Annotated in this window: 18 protein-coding genes; 2 read left to right on the top strand and 16 right to left on the bottom strand. The window is 60.5% G+C overall.

Annotated elements, in window-relative coordinates; all coding sequences use genetic code 11:
- Positions 1-80 precede the first annotated feature (80 nt).
- A complete protein-coding gene (ppsR, locus tag LNV07_RS01700) occupies positions 81-902 on the top strand; it encodes a posphoenolpyruvate synthetase regulatory kinase/phosphorylase PpsR (protein WP_263569430.1) in 822 nt (273 codons plus the stop codon).
- Here ppsR and LNV07_RS01695 read toward each other — a convergent pair.
- The 16 genes from LNV07_RS01695 to rpsB all read right to left on the bottom strand — a co-directional run bounded on the left by LNV07_RS01695 (position 896) and on the right by rpsB (position 15,976).
- Entirely contained in the window at positions 896-1,678 is a 783-nt protein-coding gene (locus tag LNV07_RS01695; RefSeq protein ID WP_263569429.1) for a TrmH family RNA methyltransferase, read from the bottom strand. The genes ppsR and LNV07_RS01695 overlap by 7 nt on opposite strands.
- Positions 1,675-2,298 carry a ribonuclease HII gene (rnhB, locus tag LNV07_RS01690; protein WP_263569428.1) on the bottom strand — a complete coding sequence of 208 codons (624 nt, stop codon included), beginning with the start codon at positions 2,296-2,298 and terminating at the stop codon, positions 1,675-1,677. The genes LNV07_RS01695 and rnhB overlap by 4 nt, the downstream gene beginning before the upstream one ends.
- Positions 2,270-3,427, bottom strand: coding sequence for a lipid-A-disaccharide synthase (gene lpxB / locus LNV07_RS01685; protein ID WP_263569427.1), 1,158 nt, complete (start codon positions 3,425-3,427; stop codon positions 2,270-2,272). The genes rnhB and lpxB overlap by 29 nt, the downstream gene beginning before the upstream one ends.
- An 11-nt stretch (positions 3,428-3,438) precedes the next feature.
- On the bottom strand, positions 3,439-4,230 hold the full coding sequence (gene lpxA / locus LNV07_RS01680) for an acyl-ACP--UDP-N-acetylglucosamine O-acyltransferase (RefSeq protein ID WP_263569426.1): 792 nt from the start codon (positions 4,228-4,230) through the stop codon (positions 3,439-3,441).
- An 8-nt stretch (positions 4,231-4,238) separates the two neighbouring features.
- Positions 4,239-4,682 carry a 3-hydroxyacyl-ACP dehydratase FabZ gene (gene fabZ, locus LNV07_RS01675; protein ID WP_263569425.1) on the bottom strand — a complete coding sequence of 148 codons (444 nt, stop codon included), beginning with the start codon at positions 4,680-4,682 and terminating at the stop codon, positions 4,239-4,241.
- Entirely contained in the window at positions 4,679-5,713 is a 1,035-nt protein-coding gene (gene lpxD, locus LNV07_RS01670) for a UDP-3-O-(3-hydroxymyristoyl)glucosamine N-acyltransferase (RefSeq protein WP_263569424.1), read from the bottom strand. Before lpxD ends, fabZ begins: the two co-directional genes overlap by 4 nt.
- A 3-nt stretch (positions 5,714-5,716) precedes the next feature.
- On the bottom strand, positions 5,717-6,223 hold the full coding sequence (locus LNV07_RS01665; protein ID WP_263531947.1) for an OmpH/Skp family outer membrane protein: 507 nt from the start codon (positions 6,221-6,223) through the stop codon (positions 5,717-5,719).
- Positions 6,223-8,499 carry an outer membrane protein assembly factor BamA gene (gene bamA / locus LNV07_RS01660; RefSeq protein ID WP_263569423.1) on the bottom strand — a complete coding sequence of 759 codons (2,277 nt, stop codon included), beginning with the start codon at positions 8,497-8,499 and terminating at the stop codon, positions 6,223-6,225. The genes LNV07_RS01665 and bamA overlap by 1 nt, the downstream gene beginning before the upstream one ends.
- 40 nt (positions 8,500-8,539) lie before the next feature.
- A complete protein-coding gene (rseP, locus tag LNV07_RS01655; RefSeq protein WP_263569422.1) occupies positions 8,540-9,910 on the bottom strand; it encodes an RIP metalloprotease RseP in 1,371 nt (456 codons plus the stop codon).
- Complete coding sequence (locus LNV07_RS01650; protein WP_263569421.1) at positions 9,907-11,106, bottom strand: 1-deoxy-D-xylulose-5-phosphate reductoisomerase; 1,200 nt, start codon at positions 11,104-11,106, stop codon at positions 9,907-9,909. Before LNV07_RS01650 ends, rseP begins: the two co-directional genes overlap by 4 nt.
- Complete coding sequence (locus LNV07_RS01645; RefSeq protein WP_263569420.1) at positions 11,103-11,954, bottom strand: phosphatidate cytidylyltransferase; 852 nt, start codon at positions 11,952-11,954, stop codon at positions 11,103-11,105. Before LNV07_RS01645 ends, LNV07_RS01650 begins: the two co-directional genes overlap by 4 nt.
- A 5-nt stretch (positions 11,955-11,959) precedes the next feature.
- Positions 11,960-12,709: a polyprenyl diphosphate synthase gene (gene uppS / locus LNV07_RS01640; RefSeq protein ID WP_263569419.1), complete on the bottom strand. Its 750-nt coding sequence runs from the start codon at positions 12,707-12,709 to the stop codon at positions 11,960-11,962.
- Positions 12,710-12,723: 14 nt separating this feature from the next.
- Positions 12,724-13,284, bottom strand: coding sequence for a ribosome recycling factor (gene frr / locus LNV07_RS01635; RefSeq protein ID WP_263569418.1), 561 nt, complete (start codon positions 13,282-13,284; stop codon positions 12,724-12,726).
- A 59-nt stretch (positions 13,285-13,343) separates the two neighbouring features.
- Positions 13,344-14,054, bottom strand: a complete 711-nt coding sequence (gene pyrH / locus LNV07_RS01630; protein ID WP_263569417.1) for a UMP kinase — start codon at positions 14,052-14,054, stop codon at positions 13,344-13,346.
- A 154-nt stretch (positions 14,055-14,208) separates the two neighbouring features.
- Complete coding sequence (gene tsf, locus LNV07_RS01625) at positions 14,209-15,105, bottom strand: translation elongation factor Ts (protein WP_263569416.1); 897 nt, start codon at positions 15,103-15,105, stop codon at positions 14,209-14,211.
- A 124-nt stretch (positions 15,106-15,229) separates the two neighbouring features.
- The gene (rpsB, locus tag LNV07_RS01620) at positions 15,230-15,976 is read right to left on the bottom strand and encodes a 30S ribosomal protein S2 (RefSeq protein ID WP_263569415.1); all 747 of its coding nucleotides are present in this window, start codon (positions 15,974-15,976) and stop codon (positions 15,230-15,232) included.
- Between the two features lie 624 nt (positions 15,977-16,600).
- Between rpsB and LNV07_RS01615 the strand changes: the two genes are divergently transcribed.
- On the top strand, positions 16,601-17,917 hold the full coding sequence (locus tag LNV07_RS01615; protein ID WP_263569414.1) for an FAD-dependent oxidoreductase: 1,317 nt from the start codon (positions 16,601-16,603) through the stop codon (positions 17,915-17,917).
- Positions 17,918-17,922: the final 5 nt, after the last annotated feature.

The following is a 17,922-nucleotide window of genomic DNA, read 5'->3' as shown; positions in this document are numbered from 1 at the left end:
TGGGTGCTGGCGGCTAATTGCTCGGGATTCTACGGGTTACATGCTCGTATGATTCACAAACACTCTAGAGCAACACCACCATGCCCCATCGCACTGTGTATTTTGTCTCGGACGGCACCGGCATCACCGCTGAAACCTTCGGTAACTCGATCCTGGCCCAGTTTCCAACCAAGCCGCGCCATGTACGGCGGCCTTTTATCGACAGCGCCGAAAAGGCCTATGCCGTCGTGCGCGAGATCAATGAAACCGGCGAGCGCGAAGGCAAGCGCGCCATCGTCTTTGCCACCCTGGTCGACCGCGATGTACTGAAGATCGTCCGCGACCATTGCCTCGGCCGGGTGCTGGACATGTTCGGCACCTTTATCGAACCGCTCGAAGAAGAATTCGAGGTCAAGTCGAACCACCGGGTCGGGCGCTTTTCGGACGTGGCGCGCAGTCAGGAATACCACGACCGCATCGAGGCGATCAACTACTCGCTCGCCCATGACGACGGGCAATCTTCGAAGAACCTGGATATTGCCGACGTCATCCTCGTCGGCGTCTCGCGCAGCGGCAAAACGCCGACCTCGCTCTACTTGGCGCTGCAGCATGGCATCAAGGCCGCCAACTATCCGCTTATCCCCGAAGACTTCGAGCGCGGCAAACTGCCCGCCTCGCTGGCGCCCTACAAACGCAAATGCTTCGGCTTGACGATCGACCCCGAGCGCCTGTGCCAGATCCGCAACGAGCGCCGCCCGGGCTCCAAATATGCGGACCTGATGAACTGCCGCTACGAGGTCAATGAGGCCGAGATGATGATGAAGCGCGACGGCATCGCCTGGCTCTCATCGACGCACAAATCAATCGAGGAAATAGCCACGACGATACTGCGTGACCTGCGCCCGGACCGTCTGATCTATTGATTGACCAAGCGTTGGCGGGCGGATTCGTACAAGCAAATCGCCGCCGCACTGCCGACGTTCAAGGACTCCTCGCCGCCGGGCTGAGGGATGCCCACCGTCAACTGACAACGTTGCATCAAGTCGGGCTGCACGCCCTGCCCTTCATGGCCCATCACCCAGGCACAGGGGCTGGGCAACACCAGTTGGTGCAGTTGCTGCTTCGCGTAGGAACTGGTGGCCACCATGGGCAGGCCCAAGGCATCCAGATCGGCAGGAGCCAAGCCTTCGATCAGACGCAGGCCAAAATGTGCGCCCATGCCGGCGCGCAAGACCTTGGGACTCCACAGCGCCGCCGTGCCCTTGATCGCCAAGACTTGGTGAAAACCCATCGCCGCCGCATTGCGCAAAATAGTGCCGACATTGCCGGCATCTTGCAGGCGGTCCAGCACCACCGTATTCACACCGCGAGTCAGCGACTGCCCCGCATCGTGCACGACCTCAAAGCCAATCTGCGCCGGTGACTCCAGGCCGCTGATGGTCTTGAACAAGTCCGTCGGCACGATCAACTGACGCGGCGCCGCATCGCCAAGCAAGCGCAGCACCGGATCGGCGGCTGCCGCCTCGGTCAGCACCGCCAGGCTAACCGGGTACTTGCGCTGCAAGCAGGCGCGCACCAAATGGTCGCCCTCCAACCAGATCGAACCCAGCTTGCGATAGGCGCCGCCGTCTTGGCTGAGCTTGCGCAGGCGCTGCAAGGCGGGGTTGTCACGCGAGGTGATGTGTAGCACTTGACTCATTGGGCCTCCAGCACAGCACGCACCGGACCGAAGCTGCGCCGGTGCCAAGGCGTCACGCCGAGCGCCCGCAAGGCCGCTAAATGTTCGGCCGTCGGGTAGCCCTTGTGCTGGGCAAAACCATAGTCGGGGTAGCTTTCGGCCATCAACAGGCATTGACGGTCCCGCGTGACCTTGGCCAAGATCGACGCAGCGGAAATGGCCGGCACCTTGGCATCGCCCTTGACGATGGCTTCAGCCGCTATTTTCAGGATCGGCAAGCGATTGCCGTCGACCAGAACCATGGCCGGCTTCAGACGCAGGCCCTCGACGGCGCGGCGCATCGCCAGCATGGTGGCCTGCAGAATATTCAGGCGATCGATCTCGTCCACACTGGCCTCGGCGATGCAAAAGCACAGCGCCTTGGCGCGGATCTCGTCAAACAGACGCTCCCGCCTCTTCTCGGTCAGCACCTTGGAGTCGGCCAACCCCAGCACCGGGTCGGCATCATTGAGCATCACCGCGGCGGCCACCACCGGCCCGGCCAAAGGTCCGCGCCCGGCCTCGTCAACGCCGGCCATCAAGCCCTGCCCGTTCCAGTCCAGCCCAAGCTGCTCAAACTCCGATGACTTGCGCGATCGCATCGCTGGCCCTTAGCGCGGTATTGCAGCGCAGCATTTGGTGTTGCTCTTCAAAGCGGGCTTGCGCCCGCGCATAGCGGGCATGGTCGTCCAGCCAAGCCAAACCTTCGCGGGCCAAGGCCTGCGGTGTACAGGCATCCTGAATCAGCTCGGGCACCAAAAACTCCCGCGCCAATACATTTGGCAAACCAACCCAGGGCTGATAGTTGCGACCCTTCATGCGCCACCAATTCAGCGCGTGCATGCGATAGGCGATCACCATCGGCCGCTTGAACAGCGCCGCCTCCAGCGTCGCGGTACCGCTGGCCACCAGACTGACATCGCAGGCCGCCAAGGCCTCGTGCGAGCGGCCATCCAACAGCATCAAGTTCAAATTCGGCGCATGGGCTTTCACCATTGGCGCGATCAAGCCGCGCAGGCCCGGCGCCATCGGCATCACAAAGCGCAAGTCAGGCCTGGCTTGTTGCATCAAAACGGCGGCCTTCAGCAAGGGCTCGGCGATATAGCCGATCTCGCTGCGTCTGCTGCCAGGCAACAGCGCCACCACCACATCTTGCTCGGCCAAGCCGAGCGCCCCACGGGCTGCGGCCTTGGGCGGCTCCAGCGGAATCGCGTCTGCCAATGGGTGGCCGACATAGCTCGCGGCAATGCCATGCTGCTTGAGCAGCTCGGGCTCGAAAGGAAACAGGCAAAGCACATGATCGGCCGAACGCTTGATCTTCTCGACCCGCTCGGCCCGCCAGGCCCAGATCGAGGGGCAGACAAAATGAACCGTCTTGATGCCGCCCTCGCGCAGGCGCTGCTCCAGGCCAAAGTTGAAGTCCGGTGCGTCGATACCGATGAAGGCTGAGGGCCGCTGCCGTAGCGGAAGATTCAATAAACGGTCGCCCAACTGCTTGCGGATGCTCAGCAACTCGCGCAGATTCCACAAGGCGTCGACATAGCCGAACACCGACAGCTTATCGAGCGGCCACCAGGGCTCAAAGCCCTGCGCCACCATACGTGGCCCACCGATGCCTTGCGCCGTCAGCTCCGGCCAACGCGCGCGCAGACCGGCCAGCAGCAAACCGGCCAGCAAGTCGCCGGAGGCCTCGCCGGCGACCATGCCAAAGCGGGGCGCGTTATCGTTCATGGCCCGGCGGATTAGCGCACGATGCCGCGCGTTGCGGCTGCAAGAAAGCTCAACATCACCTCGATGTCGGAATCAGCGTTGCCGCCCTGTTGAGTACGCAAGTCGCCGATCGCCGCCACCGCTTGCTCCAGCGTCATCGATGAACGGTACAGCAGCTTGTGCATTTGCTTGATCACGCCGATTCGCTCGGCCGAATATTCACGTCGACGCAGCCCCACCACATTGACCGCACGCGCGCTCAAAGGGTTGCCGTCCACGGTGATGAAAGGCGGTACATCCTGGGCGACATGGGCCTGGAAGCCAATCATCGCGTGGGCACCGATCTTGACGAACTGATGCACGCCCGTCAATCCGCCCACAACAGCCCAGTCGCCCACATGCACATGGCCTGCAAGTGTCGCGTTATTCGCCAGCACCGCATGGCTGCCCATGCGCACATCATGGGCGATATGCACATAGGCCATGATCCAGTTGTCATTGCCAATCCGGGTGACGCCTTCGTCCTGCACCGTACCCAGATTGAAGGTACAAAACTCATGCACAGCATTGCGGTCACCGATCACCAACTCGGTCGGCTCGCCCGCATATTTCATATCCTGCGGCGCACCGCCGATTGAATTGAATTGAGCAATGCGATTGTCTTGCCCAATCGTCGTGCGACCGTCGATCACGCAATGCGGGCCAATCGTGCTACCCGCGCCGATGCGCACATGCGGGCCGATCACCGTGTAGGCGCCGACCTTGACCGAACTGTCCAGCTGAGCGGCAGGGTCAATGATGGCCGTGGGGTGGATCAGGCTCATGCTTGTACTCAGTCGGCAATTTTTCGCATCGTGCAAATCAACTGCGCCTCGGCGGCCAATTGATCGCCAACCATGACCTTGCCAGAGAACTTGAAGATGCCGGCCTTGGCGCGGTCCAAAGTCACATCCAGCAAGATCTGATCACCGGGTTCGACAGGCCGCTTGAAGCGGGCGTTATCGATGCCGGCAAAGTAGACCACCGTCGTGTCGTCGAGCACGATGTCGGTGCTGGCCAGCGCCAGCAGCGTTGCAGCCTGAGCCAATGCCTCCAGCATCAGCACGCCGGGCATCACCGGGCGATGCGGGAAATGGCCAACAAAATACGGCTCGTTGATGCTGACATTCTTGAGCGCAAGAATGCGTTTGCCCTTGTCTATCTCGAGCACACGGTCGACCAGCAGCAGCGGGTAACGGTGTGGCAATCTCTTCAGAATTTCGTGGATGTCCATCATGATGAATTCTTCTTCTCTAGCGCGAGTACGCGCTGCCGCAATGAATACAAGTTGCGCAGTGTGGCTGCGTTCTTTTCCCAGCTCGCATTGTCGTCGAACGGAAACACGCCGCTGTACAAACCCGGCTTGTGAATGCTGCGGCTGATCAAGGTGGCCGCCGACACATGCACATGGTCGGCGATGGTCAGGTGCCCGACGATATTGGCCGCGCCGGCAATCGTGCAATGCGCACCAATGGTGGTGCTGCCGGCAATCGCCGTGCAACCGGCAATCGCGCTGTGCTCACCAATCCGCACGTTATGCGCGATCTGGATCAGATTATCGAGTTTGACGCCATCGGCCAAGACCGTGTCGTCCAACGCACCCCGATCAATACAGGTGTTAGCGCCGATCTCCACATCGTTGCCGATGCGCACCGCACCGAGCTGCTCGATCTTTTCCCAGCGACCGGCATGCGGAGCGAAACCGAAGCCGTCGGCGCCGATCACCACGCCTGCATGCACGATGCAGCGCTCACCCAGGCTGCAATCAAAGCCCAAGGTGACATGGGCTGCCAAGCGCGTGCCCGCGCCTATCACCGCGCCGCGCTCGATCACGCAATGCGCGCCGATGATGGCGCCGGCACCGACCCGTACGTCAGCCTCGATGACCGCCAAGGCCCCCACATCCACGTCGGCGTCCAGACGCGCACTCGCATCGATCACCGCGCTCGGGTGGATGCGCGGCGCCGCACGCGAGCGCACGCGGCGCGCCCACCACTGCGTCAAACGGGCAAAGTACAAATAGGGATCGGGCGTCACGATGGCCGCGCCCCTTGCTGCGGCAGCATCCGCCAAAGCCGGCGCCACAATCACGCAGGCCGCCGCGGTGCTCGTCAACTGCGCTTGATAGCGTGGATTGGCCAAGAAGCACAGCGTCAGCGCATCGGCGCCAAGCAAGGTGCCGATACGCTCTATGCGGGTATTGGCCTCGCCATGAAGATCGCCGCCCAAGGCGGCGATAACTTCGGCCAGCGTGACTGCCGTGGCCATCCGCTACTTCTGAGCGTTCAGCGTGTCGATCACTTTCTTGGTGATGTCGACGCGGGCGCTGACATTCAAAGCGTCCTGCAAGATGATGTCATATTTTTCGGCATCAAAGATCTGCTTGATGACGCGGTTAGCACGCTCAACCACGGCACCCAGTTCTTCGTTCTTGCGCTGCGTCAGATCTTCTTGCCACTCGCGGCGCTTGCGCTGCAAGTCGCGATCGACTTCAACCAAATCGCGTTGACGGCGATTACGCTCGGCTTCGGCCAGAGTCGGCGCATCTTTTTCGAGCTTTTCTGCGGCACCGCGCAACTTCGTTTCCTGATCCTTCAACTCTTTCTCGCGCTTGCCGAACTCGGCTTCGAGCTTGAGTTGCGCCGTCTTGGCCAGATTGGCCTCACGCAGCACACGCTCGCTGTTGACATAGCCAATCTTTATTTCCTGTGCGACACAGAAGGCCGACACAGACATCATGGCGGCCAAGGCCACCGATTTCAACAGTTTGCTCTTCATCAGAATGCGTTCCCGATCTGGAATTGGAATGGCTCGATTCTATCCGTGCGCTGCTTGCTAATCGGCTTGCCATAGCTCAAGCGCAAAGGACCCATGGGCGAGACCCAACTCAAACCAATACCTGCCGACGAACGGATGGTGTCGAAACTGAGTTGCTCGAACGAGCCCCACACATTGCCGGCATCCACAAAAGTGTAGAGCCGGAAAGTTTTGTCATTGCCCGTACCTGGAACGGGCAAGTAGAGTTCGGCGTTGACGTTGGCGCGGCGATTACCACCAGTACGCGTACCCGTCACGTCGACCGGACCCAAGGAGCCGGCCTCAAACACTCGCACCGAGCCCAAGCCGCCGGCATAGAAATTCTTGAAAATCGGGAATGGACTACTACCCAATCCCTGGCCCCAACCCAACTCACTGTTCAGACCCAAGGTGATCTTGTTGGTGATCGGGATGTACTGCTGATATTGCAAATTGGCGCGCGCATAACGAGCATCCCCCATGGGGCTCAGCTCCAAATTGATGCGCGAATACTTGCCGACGGTCGGGGAAATGATGCTATCGCGGTTATCGCGTTGCCAACCGATCGTCAGCGGATAGGCAACGCTATCGCGCCCGAACTGGCGGCCGTAAAGCAAATAGCTGTTTGGCAGGCCCGAGTTGGTCGTCATCTTGGTGCGTTCGTAGCCGAAGCCAAAGAACACCGTATCCAACTCGGAGAAGGGAACCCCGAAACGAATCGATGAGCCGACCGTGACCAACTCGTACGGCTCGCCGAGCGAGTTGTACGGCTTCTGAGTCCGGTAGAAGACATCCAAGGCGCGCGACACACCGTCCACCGTGAAGTAGGGATTGACCGTGCTGACCACCAGGTTACGACCCGTAGACGCGGTCGCCACTTCGATGCCGAGGTAGTGACCCGATCCAAAGACGTTGTCTTGCTTGATGGCGCCGGTAAAGGAAAGCTTTTGCTGGCTGGAATAGCCCGCACCGACCTGAATATTGCCGGTCGGACGCTCGACCACGGTCAAGAGCACATCAACCTGATCCTGCGCACCCGGCACCTCAGATGTATCAATGGTGACTTCTTTGAAGTAACCCAAACGCTCCACCCGGTCACGCGAGGCCTTGATTTTTTGGCCGTCATACCAAGCCGATTCGAACTGCCTGAACTCGCGCCGAATCACTTCATCGCGGGTGCGCGTATTGCCGGAAATGATGACGTTGCGCACATAGACGCGGCGTTGCGGCTCGGCCACCAGCGTCACCACGACCTGGCCGGTGGCGCGGTCGATTTCAGGGCGCGAATCGACCCTCGCGAAAGCGTAGCCAAAGGTACCGTACAAATCGGAGAATGCCCGCGTCGTCTGCGCCACGGCCTCGCCTTGATAGGGCTGGCCTGGCTTGAAGAAGATCAGGCGCTTGAAATCTTCTTCTCGACCGAGAAATTCCCCCTCAAGCTTGACCGCCGTCACCGTGTATTGCTGGCCTTCACTGACGGTGATGGCGATGTCGATGCTTTGCTTATCGGGTGAGATGGTCACCTGGGTCGAGGTGACTGCAAACTCGAGGTAACCACGGTTGAGGTAATAGGAACGCAGCGTCTCAAGGTCGGCATTCAGCTTGGCACGTGAATATCGGTCGGTCTTGGTATACCAGGTCAACCAGCCGCTGCTGGTTTGCTCCAGCAGACCCACCAAGGTGCTTTCAGAAAACACCGAACTGCCTTGAATGCGGACCGCACCAATCTTGGCCGGCTCCCCCTCATTCACAGTGAAGCTTACGTTGACGCGGTTGCGCTCCAACGGCGTAATCGTCGTCGTCACCTCGGCGCCGTAAAGGCTGCGCGTCAGGTATTGGCGCTTCAATTCTTGTTCGGCACGATCGGCCAAGGCCTTGTCAAAGGGTTTACCTTCGCCGATACCAACTTCTTTCAGCGACTTGGTCAGAGCCTCGGTGTCGAATTCCTTCAGTCCCACAAAGCTGACGTTGGCAATGATCGGCCGTTCTTCGATCATCACCACCACGGCGTCGCCGTCGATATTGATGCGGACATCCTTGAACAAGCCGGTAGCGAACAAGGCGCGCAAGGCCGCCGCTCCTTTGTCCTCGCTATAGCTGTCGCCAATTCGAAACGGCAAGGAGGCGAAAACGGTACCTGGGTCGGTCCGTTTCAAGCCCTCAACACGAATGTCCTTGAGAACAAAGGGATCCACCGCCCAGGCGACGCCTGACTGCAGTGTGGCCAACAAGGCCAAGGTCAGGATTGAGGGGCGCATACGAGCGCCCGTTCTTAGAGATGAGGACATGCAAATAGAGTCAATGCAGGCCCGTCAAGCGGACCACGTCGTTAGAAAGGGCTAGGGCCATCATCAGCATCAGGATCAACGCACCTGCGCGCTGCAGTTGCGTTTGCCACCACTCCGAGACCGGGCGGCCGCTTAAACCCTCGAAAAGATAATACATCAGGTGTCCACCGTCCAACATTGGCAGCGGCAGCAAGTTCAGTACACCGAGGCTGACACTGACCAGCGCCAAGAAGCCAAGATACTGAGAGACGCCGGATCTAGCGGATTGGCCCGCGTAATCGGCAATCGTCAAAGGGCCGCTTAAATTTTTCAAAGAGGCTTCGCCGATCAGCATGCGGCCGAACACTTTCAAGGTCATCCATGACACGCTCCAGGTGCGCTGTGCGCCCAGTGCGAGCCCCTCGAAGAAGCCACGGCTAACCTTTACCATCACCGGGGCCGCACCCACCATCGCCTCGATTCGGCCGATGGTCTGACCACCATCATTGACGGCACGTGGGCTCACCTCCAGTTCCAAGCGCCGCCCTCCGCGCTCGATCAACCAGACCGACTTGACCGGGCCAAGGCCATCGACACGCACCGACTGGCGAATCAATTCGCGCAGGCCAGCGGCGTCTACGACCGCCACAGCGTCAACGGCAAGCACGCGGTCGCCCGCCTGCAAGCCTGCCAACTCTGCCGGGCCGCCCTCAGACACCATGCCCAAGACCGCCTCGCTGTAGAGCGTCAGGCCCAGCTTGCGCAAACTCGCCGAGTCAACGCTGGCCGCGTTCAGGCGAGCGGTGTCGAGCACCAAGCTACGACGCCCATGGCCACTGGCATCGGACACATCCAGATGAACGGCTTCACCGGTGGACGAGGCCTCCAGCACGGTCGACATCAGCTCGGTGTAGGAGGCCAGATCACGCCATTGCTGCCCGTCCGTGGAACTCGCCCGCACCCAGTCACCCGCCCGCAAGCCCGCCCGCGCGGCCACCGACTCGGCCGCCGGCGTGCCCAACAACGCCTTGGGTTCGCTGGTGCCTACCCACATGGCTGCAGCAAACAGCAGCACGGCCAGAGCCAAGTTTGCCAAGGGCCCGGCCGCCACCACCGCCACGCGCTGCCGCAAGGGCCGGTTGTTAAAAGCTTGTGAGCGCAGTGCCGGTTCGACCGGCCCCTCGCGCTCATCCAGCATGCGGACATAACCCCCCAAGGGCAGGGCACAGAGCGTGAACTCGGTTGCATCCGGGCTGCTTTGGCGCCGCCAGATGACCTTGCCAAAACCTACCGAGAAACGCAGAACCTTGACTCCACAGGCGCGTGCCACACGGTAGTGACCGTATTCATGCACGACCACCAGCACCGCCAGCGTCAGCAAGAATGCCAACAAGGTGCTCATGCCACCAACCCGGCAATCAGGCCTTGAGCGTGACGGCGTGCCCGCGCATCCAGGCCCAGCAGGCCAGCCACGGCGCCGCATTCACCCGCCTCCGGCTGGATCGCTTCGAGGCTCTCGCAATTGATTCGGTGAATCTGATCGAAGCGCAGGCGCCCCGTCAGAAACGCCTCGACGGCCTCCTCGTTGGCGGCATTCAAGACCGCCGTCGCACCTTCGGGGCCGCGCAGCGCTTGCCAGGAAAGATACAGGCCAGGGAAGCGGCGCTCGTCGGCATCTTCAAAACTCAATGAGGGCCCGCTGAGCAAATCCAGGCGGCTGGCGCCGGCCTCGATCCGCTCTGGGAAGGACAGGCCATAGGCAATCGGCACCCGCATATCTGGCGTACCGAGTTGAGCGAGCACCGATTTATCACGGCACACGACCATCGAATGAATGATGCTTTGCGGATGGATGATGACCTTGATCTGCTCGGGCGCCAGGCCAAACAACCAGCGCGCCTCTATCACCTCCAGCGCCTTGTTCATCATGGTGGCCGAGTCGACCGAGATTTTTCGGCCCATCACCCAGTTCGGATGCGCGCAAGCCTGTTCGGGCGTGATCTCGGCGAGCGTGGCCGGATCGCGTTGGCGAAACGGCCCACCGGACGCCGTCAGCACGATGTGATCGATGCGCTGGGGCCAGGTCTTGCGGTCCTCAGGCAGACATTGAAAAATCGCCGAATGCTCGCTGTCAATGGGCAGCAAGGTCGCGCCGCCCTGCTCCACCGCCTGCATAAAGAGCTTTCCGCCAACGACGATCGCCTCTTTATTGGCCAGCAGCAACCGCTTGCCGGCACGTGCAGCGGCCAAGCAAGGCGCCAAACCGGCCGCGCCGACGATGGCGCCCATCACCATGTCAACATCGGGGTGAGCGGCAATTTCGGACAAGCTCTCGGCGCCATCCAGCACCTCGGTCTTGCTGCCTTGCTCGCGCAACTTGAGGCGCAAATCTTGCGCCAATGCGCGAGCAGGCATTACCGCAAAGCGCGGCCGCCACTGCAAGCACTGGGCCAGCAAGGCATCGACGCGACTCATCGCACTGAGTGCGAAAACCTCGTAACGCTCGGGGTGGCGAGACAGCACATCCAGCGTATTGACGCCGATGGAGCCGGTCGAACCCAGCACCGTGATGCGCTGAGGACGCGAGTAACTGCTCATGGAAATGCACTCAAAGAACTCAGGGCCAAGGCAAGCGGAAACACCGGTAGCAAGGCGTCAACCCGGTCCAACACACCGCCGTGACCAGGCAGCAATTGACTGCTGTCCTTGGCTCCGACAGCCCGTTTCAACAAGGACTCGAACAAATCGCCGACCACACTCATGCCACCAAGAAAAACCAAGGCCAGCAAGCCAATCGGGAGGGGCTGACGCTTGAGCAGCAATTGATACAGGCTGGGCGAATCCACGGCCAAATGCGTGTCGATATAAAAAGCCCAGACCAAGGCCAAGGCAATCACGCCCAACATGCCGGACCAAACGCCCTCCCAACTTTTACCCGGGCTGATGGTCGGGGCCAGTTTGCGGCGGCCAAAGGCGCGTCCACCGAAATAGGCGGCGATGTCGGCCATCCAGACCAGGCAAAAAATCGACAGCAGGAAATTGATGCCGGTGGCCTTGGCCTGCACCATCGCGGCCCAAGCAGCCACCAAAACCAATGCGCCAAGAACCATGCGCAGCCATTTTGAGGCATGAGGCCAGCGGCTAGGACCCCCGCGCAGCGCATAAGCACCACCCAGCACCCAGACCAAACTTGCCACCCACCAGCACCAGGCGGGAACCGGCCGCATGCCCAGCGCCATATAACTGGCCCAGGCCAGCAGGGCCACGACCAAGCCGAAGCCCAAGGCGGACGCGCCCGCAACGCCGTTCAGGCGCGACCATTCCCAGCCGGCTGCGCCAATCATCAGCAAGGTCAGCAAGGCAAAGGGCAGCGACTGCGCCGCGAACAAAGCCGGCAGCAAGACGGCCAACAAGGCCACGGCCGTGATGATGCGAGTTTTAAGCATGAGGACTACGCACCGGCCACGGCCGGTGCCTCTTTGACACCACCAAAACGCCGGTCTCGTTCACGGAAGGTCTCGATCGCGGCGTCAAGCTGCTTCTCGCCGAACTCGGGCCAGAGGCAATCGGAAAACACGAACTCGGTATAGGCCACTTGCCAGAGCATGAAGTTGCTGATGCGCACCTCGCCGCCGGTACGGATAAACAGATCTGGATCGGGGGCGTAGCTCATTGCCATGAATTCGGACAGGCGCGCCTCGGTCAACTCGGCTGCCGGTACGCCGGCATTGATCGCCGCCTTGCAGGCCTGCACAATGTCCCAGCGGCCGCCGTAATTGAAGGCCACCGACATCGTCAGCTTGGTGTTGTGCGCGGTGGCCGACTCGGCCTCATTCCAGGCATTACGCAACTTAGGCGACACGGCATCACGGTCACCTACGATGCGGATGCGCACGCCCATCCGCCCCATTTTGGCCAGGTAGCGCGAGACCGCCGCCAACACCAATCCCATCAAGCCGGAAACCTCATCGCTGGGTCGCTTCCAGTTCTCGGACGAGAAGGCGAAGACGGTCAAATACTCGACATCACGGTCGATGCAGGCCTGCACCACCTTGACCAAGCTATCGACACCCGCCTTGTGACCAAAAAAACGCGGCAGAAAGCGTTTTTTGGCCCAGCGACCATTACCGTCCATCACGATGGCGATGTGGCGCGGCCCCGCCGCTTGTTCGCCACTAGCGGCCTTTGCGTCTTTTGTCACTCGGCTATGCCCACTCAAACAGCCAGAATTTCGGCTTCCTTGCCGGCGATCAGGCGATCGATTTCGGCAATCGTACGGTCGGTCAGCTTTTGCGCATCGTCAAGGCTGCGGCGCTCGTCGTCTTCGCTGATCAACTTTTCCTTGGTCAGCTTCTTGGCCTGTTCGTTGGCGTCACGGCGCAGATTACGCACCGCGATCTTGGCATCCTCACCGACATTGCGTACCAACTTGGTCAGGTCGCGGCGGCGCTCTTCGTTCAGCGCCGGCATTGGCACCCGAATCAAGTCGCCCTGCGACGCGGGATTCAAGCCCAGATCGGACTCACGAATGGCCTTCTCGATCTTGGCGCCCATGCCTTTTTCCCAAGGCTGCACGCTGATCGTGCGGGCATCCAACAGGGTCACATTGGCAACCTGGGTAATCGGCACCAAGCTGCCGTAATAGTCAACGCTGACCTGGTCCAGAATGCCCGGGTGGGCACGACCGGTACGGATTTTGTGCAACTCGCCTTTGAAAGCCTCGATCGACTTCGCCATCTTTGCTTCGGCGTTCTGCTTGATGTCTGCAATGCTCATGATTCTCGACCTTGATAACCTGATTCACCCATCATTTCTTAATTAACGCTGCTCTACGCTCAAACGTGGACCAGTGTGCCTTCATCCTCACCCATAACGACCCGCTTCAGCGCCCCCGTTTTCAGGATGCTAAAAACCCGGATCGGCAGCTTTTGGTCACGGCACAGCGCAAAGGCGGTAGCGTCCAAGACCTGCAAATTCTTGCTGATCGCGTCATCAAACGAGATCCGGGAATAGCGCGTGGCCGACGGATCCTTCTTCGGGTCGGCACTATAAACGCCGTCCACCTTGGTTGCCTTCAGAACGATCTCGGCGCCGATTTCCGCACCGCGCAGCGCAGCGGCCGTGTCGGTGGTGAAAAAGGGATTGCCGGTGCCGGCAGCGAACACGACAACCTTGCCTTCTTCCAGATACTGCAAGGCCTTGGGACGCACATAGGGCTCGACGACTTGCTCGATGCCAATGGCTGACATCACCCGCGCCACGATGCCTTCTTGACGCATGGTGTCGGCCAGAGCGAGCGAATTCATCACCGTGGCCAGCATGCCCATATAGTCGGCCGTCGCTCGGTCCATGCCGACCGAACCACCGGCCACACCGCGGAAGATATTGCCACCACCGATCACTACCGCGACCTCAACGCCAGTTTGCGTGACTTCGCGAATTTCTTGCACCATCCGCACAATGGTCGCGCGATTGATACCGAAAGCGTCATCGCCCATCAGGGCTTCGCCGGAGAGCTTGAGCAGAATGCGTTTGTACGCGGGCATGATCTTGACCTCTTGATGCTAGGTTGGTACAGGGTTGCTGCTGAGTCGCGGCACTTACTACTGTCTTGCACCGCCACGCTCAAGCCTCGTGAGCGTCCGCGCAGCGGCACAAGTGTAAAGGGCGCCAGTGGCGCCCTTTGTCTTGCGTCGGAGCTTATTGCCCCTTGGCTGCGGCCACTTGCGCGGCCACTTCGGCAGCAAAGTCGTCGACCTTCTTCTCAATGCCCTCGCCCACAACGTAGAGCGTGAAGCCCTTGACCGTCGTAGCCTTATCCTTGAGCATGCCGGCGACGGTTTGTTTGCCGTCCGCTGCCTTGACGAAGACCTGATCCAGCAAGGAAACTTCCTTCAGGAACTTCTGAACCGAACCTTCGACCATCTTGGCGACGATGTCGGCAGGCTTGCCGGACTCGGCAGCCTTCTCGGCAGCGATCTTGCGCTCCTTCTCGACCAATTCTGCCGAAACATCGGCAGACGACAGGGCAGCGGGCTTCATCGCAGCCACGTGCATGGCGACGTCCTTGGCGGCAACTTCGTCGCCGTCGAACTCAACCATCACGCCAATGCGTGTACCGTGCAGATAGGAAGCCAGCTTGGCGCCCGATGCATACAGCTTGATACGGCGCAGCGACATGTTCTCGCCGATCTTGCCGATCAAGCCGCGACGCACGTCTTCCACCGTCGGGCCAAAACCCTCTTGCGCCAAAGGCAAGGCAGCCAGGGCCGCAACGTCGGCAACGGCATGCTCGGCAGCCAACACGGCGCAAGCATTCACGAAAGCCAGGAACGCATCGTTCTTGGTCACGAAGTCGGTTTCGCAGTTCACTTCCAGCAGAGCGCCGGTGTTGCCGATCACGGCAGCAGCAACAACGCCCTCGGCGGTCACGCGCGACGAAGCCTTACCGGCCTTGTTGCCCAGCTTGACGCGCAGAATTTCTTCACCACGGACCAGATCGCCTTCGGCTTCGGTCAGTGCCTTCTTGCACTCCATCATTGGGGCGTCGGTGCGGGCACGCAGCTCAGCCACCATGCTTGCGGTAATTGCAACCATTATTAATCTCCGTATTCAAGCGGTTTGCGGGCAAGACAACAATCGCCACCCGATCAAACCAAAAAGCTATGCTTTGAAAAAAAGGGGACTGAATCAGCCCCCTCCTTATTTAAGCGCCGAGAACTTAAGCGCCTTCGCTGACTTCCACGAACTCGTCGCCTGCAGGAGCGGCGGCTTGCACGACGGTGTTACCGGCGTTAGCACGACCTTCCAGCACCGCATCGGCCACGGCGCGGGCATACAAAGCCACGGCCTTGGCCGAGTCATCGTTACCTGGGATCACGTAGTCGATACCGATTGGCGAGTGGTTGGTGTCAACCACGCCAATGACCGGGATACCCAGCTTCTTGGCTTCGGCCACGGCGATCTTGTGGAAACCCACGTCGATCACGAAGATGGCGTCAGGCAGACCATTCATATCCTGAATGCCGCCGATATTGCGCTCGAGCTTGGTCAAGTCGCGCTGAAACATCAAGGCTTCTTTCTTGATGGCGGGCTGCGTGCCAGCATCAACTTGAGCCTGCATGTCCTTCAACGCCTTCAAGGAAACCTTGACGGTCTTGAAGTTGGTCATCATGCCGCCCAACCAACGCTGGTCGACATAAGGCATGCCGCAACGCTGGGCTTCCAAAGCGATCACTTCACGAGCTTGGCGCTTGGTGCCAATCATCATGATGCGGCCACCCTTGGACGACAGATTGCGGATGAAAGTCATCGCCTCTTCAAACGCAGGCAGCGTCTTCTCGAGGTTGATGATGTGAATCTTGTTGCGGTGGCCGTAGATATACGGGGCCATCTTGGGGTGCCAAAAACGAGTTTGGTGACCAAAGTGGACGCCGGCTTCCAGCATTTCGCGCATTGTTACGGACATATTCATTGACTCCGAAGGTTGTGTCTTAAATCCGGCCCGAATTGCTCTGCAGCTTGACGCTCATTCGCTAGCGCAAGCAAATGCGCACTAACGATAGAACTCGAATACAGCAGCAACACCTCTGAGTGGCCGGTTTGCGATTGACGTACAAAAACTTACCGATGATTCACCAATCGAGACAAGGGCAAACCCTTGTTCGCTCAGCAAAACCCAAGGAGTATACACGATCCTCGGACCCACCCCGAAGGCCGTCAGGCGGAGGCATTGAGACCCCCCTCCATCACCGGGCAGCAGATCATGACTCAAACCACCACCGCAGCCGACCCATTGAGTCGCCGCAACGTCGTCACGCCTTGAGGCACTACACTGGCACGCTTTGGCGCCGCCATTGATCCAAGCAGACCGTTTGTGTATTGGAGCCGGGCAGTCAAGCAGCTCGCAGCGAGCAGCGAGCCCTTCCGTTCCGGGCCATCAGTCCACGCGGCGGCATCGCGATCTCGCCTCCCCGCCATCGACTCGACGAGTTAGCGATGTCCTTGATGGCTTGGCGCATGACCGGACTAGATGACTTAGCGCTGGGGTTGAGCCAGCTTGTTGAAAATACGTTGAGCAGAGAATATTGAGATGCGCATTGCCATCATCGGGGCCGGCATTGCCGGCGTCACCACCGCCTACGAATGCGCAGCAGATGGGCACCAGGTCACCGTCTTCGAGCGCTGCGGCAGCGTTGCCGCCGAGGGCAGCTTTGCGAACGCAGGCATCACCGCCCCCGGCCTGAGCTTGCCGTGGAGCCCTCCGCAGCTGCCGTGCCTTGGCGGCGGCGCCAAGCTGGCCTGGGGCTGGCAACGCTGGCGCGCCGGCCGTGACAAAACTCGAAACGAACAGCATGAGCGCCTGCTGAAGCTGGCTCTTTTCAGTCATGCACGACTAGCAGAACTGCGCCGCAGCTTGCAGATGGACTACGAGCGCGCCGACGGCGTGCTGGTGCTGCTGCGTAGCGAGCGCGAATTGAGCACCGCGCAGGCTGGCTTGGCCCTGCTGGGACAACAGGACATAAGCGCACAAGTATTGTCGGCCGAACAATGCCTGCGCATTGAGCCCGGCCTGAATCCAGACACCCAACTGCATGGCGGCGTGCATTTGGAGCAAGGCGAGGCGGGCAACTGCCGGCAATTCACCCATCTGATGCGCATCGCGGCACAGCGTCTGGGCGTGCAATTTCGCTTTCATACGACGGTGCGGCAACTGACACCCGGCGCACCTGCGCGACTGATTCACGAATACACACCGCCGCCGGCCAATCTGGCCGAGCGCCCTCGGCAGACCGAGAACGGGGAAAGCAACGACAGCGGCGACACCCGACCGGCGCCAATGGGCTGCATCGAAGACAGTTTCGATGCCGTCATCATCTGCGCCGGCGCAGGCGCCGCCAGCCTGTTGCAGACATTGAAACTCAAGCCGGCTCTGACCACCGTACACGGCTACTCGATCACCGCACCACTGCGACAACTTGAGGCCTACCCCGACCTTGGACCCAGGGCCGCCTTGTTTGACCAACAACAGCAAGTCTCGATCAGCCGCATCGGGCAGCGGATTCGGCTTGCCGGTGGCATCGAGCCAGGCGCCGCCAGCGAACGCCAGAAGACCTCGACTCACGCTCTGTTGCACCGCATTCTGAACGACTGGTTCCCGGGCTCGATGCTCAACAGCCAGATACAACAATGGCAGGGTTCGCAAGCGCTGGCGGCCGACGGCCTACCCCTGCTCGGGGCAAGCGGCCGAGACGGTATCTGGTTGAATCTGGCACAGGGTTCCGCGTCGGTACTGGGGTGGCCGCTGGCCTGCGGCGCCGCCCGAGCCTTGGCGACTCAAGTCGCCGGCCGCGAGCGCGGCGGCGAGGCCCCCGACATCACGGGGCTAGACATTTGCCGCTTCGCCTGACAAGC

The organism is Roseateles oligotrophus, from assembly GCF_025717515.1.
GTDB lineage: Bacteria > Pseudomonadota > Gammaproteobacteria > Burkholderiales > Burkholderiaceae_C > Paucibacter_A > Paucibacter_A oligotrophus.
Note: the sequence above shows the minus strand (reverse complement) of the source record. Positions and strands in the feature narration are given on the sequence as shown.

Bases quoted from the DNA above. Each gene is read 5' to 3' on its own strand.
- ppsR (WP_263569430.1), top strand. From the start codon at position 81: ATGCCCCATCGCACTGTGTATTTTGTCTCGGACGGCACCGGCATCACC.
- LNV07_RS01695 (WP_263569429.1), bottom strand. From the start codon at position 1,678: ATGAGTCAAGTGCTACACATCACCTCGCGTGACAACCCCGCCTTGCAG.
- rnhB (WP_263569428.1), bottom strand. From the start codon at position 2,298: ATGCGATCGCGCAAGTCATCGGAGTTTGAGCAGCTTGGGCTGGACTGG.
- lpxB (WP_263569427.1), bottom strand. From the start codon at position 3,427: ATGAACGATAACGCGCCCCGCTTTGGCATGGTCGCCGGCGAGGCCTCC.
- lpxA (WP_263569426.1), bottom strand. From the start codon at position 4,230: ATGAGCCTGATCCACCCCACGGCCATCATTGACCCTGCCGCTCAGCTG.
- fabZ (WP_263569425.1), bottom strand. From the start codon at position 4,682: ATGATGGACATCCACGAAATTCTGAAGAGATTGCCACACCGTTACCCG.
- lpxD (WP_263569424.1), bottom strand. From the start codon at position 5,713: ATGGCCACGGCAGTCACGCTGGCCGAAGTTATCGCCGCCTTGGGCGGC.
- LNV07_RS01665 (WP_263531947.1), bottom strand. From the start codon at position 6,223: ATGAAGAGCAAACTGTTGAAATCGGTGGCCTTGGCCGCCATGATGTCT.
- bamA (WP_263569423.1), bottom strand. From the start codon at position 8,499: ATGCGCCCCTCAATCCTGACCTTGGCCTTGTTGGCCACACTGCAGTCA.
- rseP (WP_263569422.1), bottom strand. From the start codon at position 9,910: ATGAGCACCTTGTTGGCATTCTTGCTGACGCTGGCGGTGCTGGTGGTC.
- LNV07_RS01650 (WP_263569421.1), bottom strand. From the start codon at position 11,106: ATGAGCAGTTACTCGCGTCCTCAGCGCATCACGGTGCTGGGTTCGACC.
- LNV07_RS01645 (WP_263569420.1), bottom strand. From the start codon at position 11,954: ATGCTTAAAACTCGCATCATCACGGCCGTGGCCTTGTTGGCCGTCTTG.
- frr (WP_263569418.1), bottom strand. From the start codon at position 13,284: ATGAGCATTGCAGACATCAAGCAGAACGCCGAAGCAAAGATGGCGAAG.
- pyrH (WP_263569417.1), bottom strand. From the start codon at position 14,054: ATGCCCGCGTACAAACGCATTCTGCTCAAGCTCTCCGGCGAAGCCCTG.
- tsf (WP_263569416.1), bottom strand. From the start codon at position 15,105: ATGGTTGCAATTACCGCAAGCATGGTGGCTGAGCTGCGTGCCCGCACC.
- rpsB (WP_263569415.1), bottom strand. From the start codon at position 15,976: ATGTCCGTAACAATGCGCGAAATGCTGGAAGCCGGCGTCCACTTTGGT.
- LNV07_RS01615 (WP_263569414.1), top strand. From the start codon at position 16,601: ATGCGCATTGCCATCATCGGGGCCGGCATTGCCGGCGTCACCACCGCC.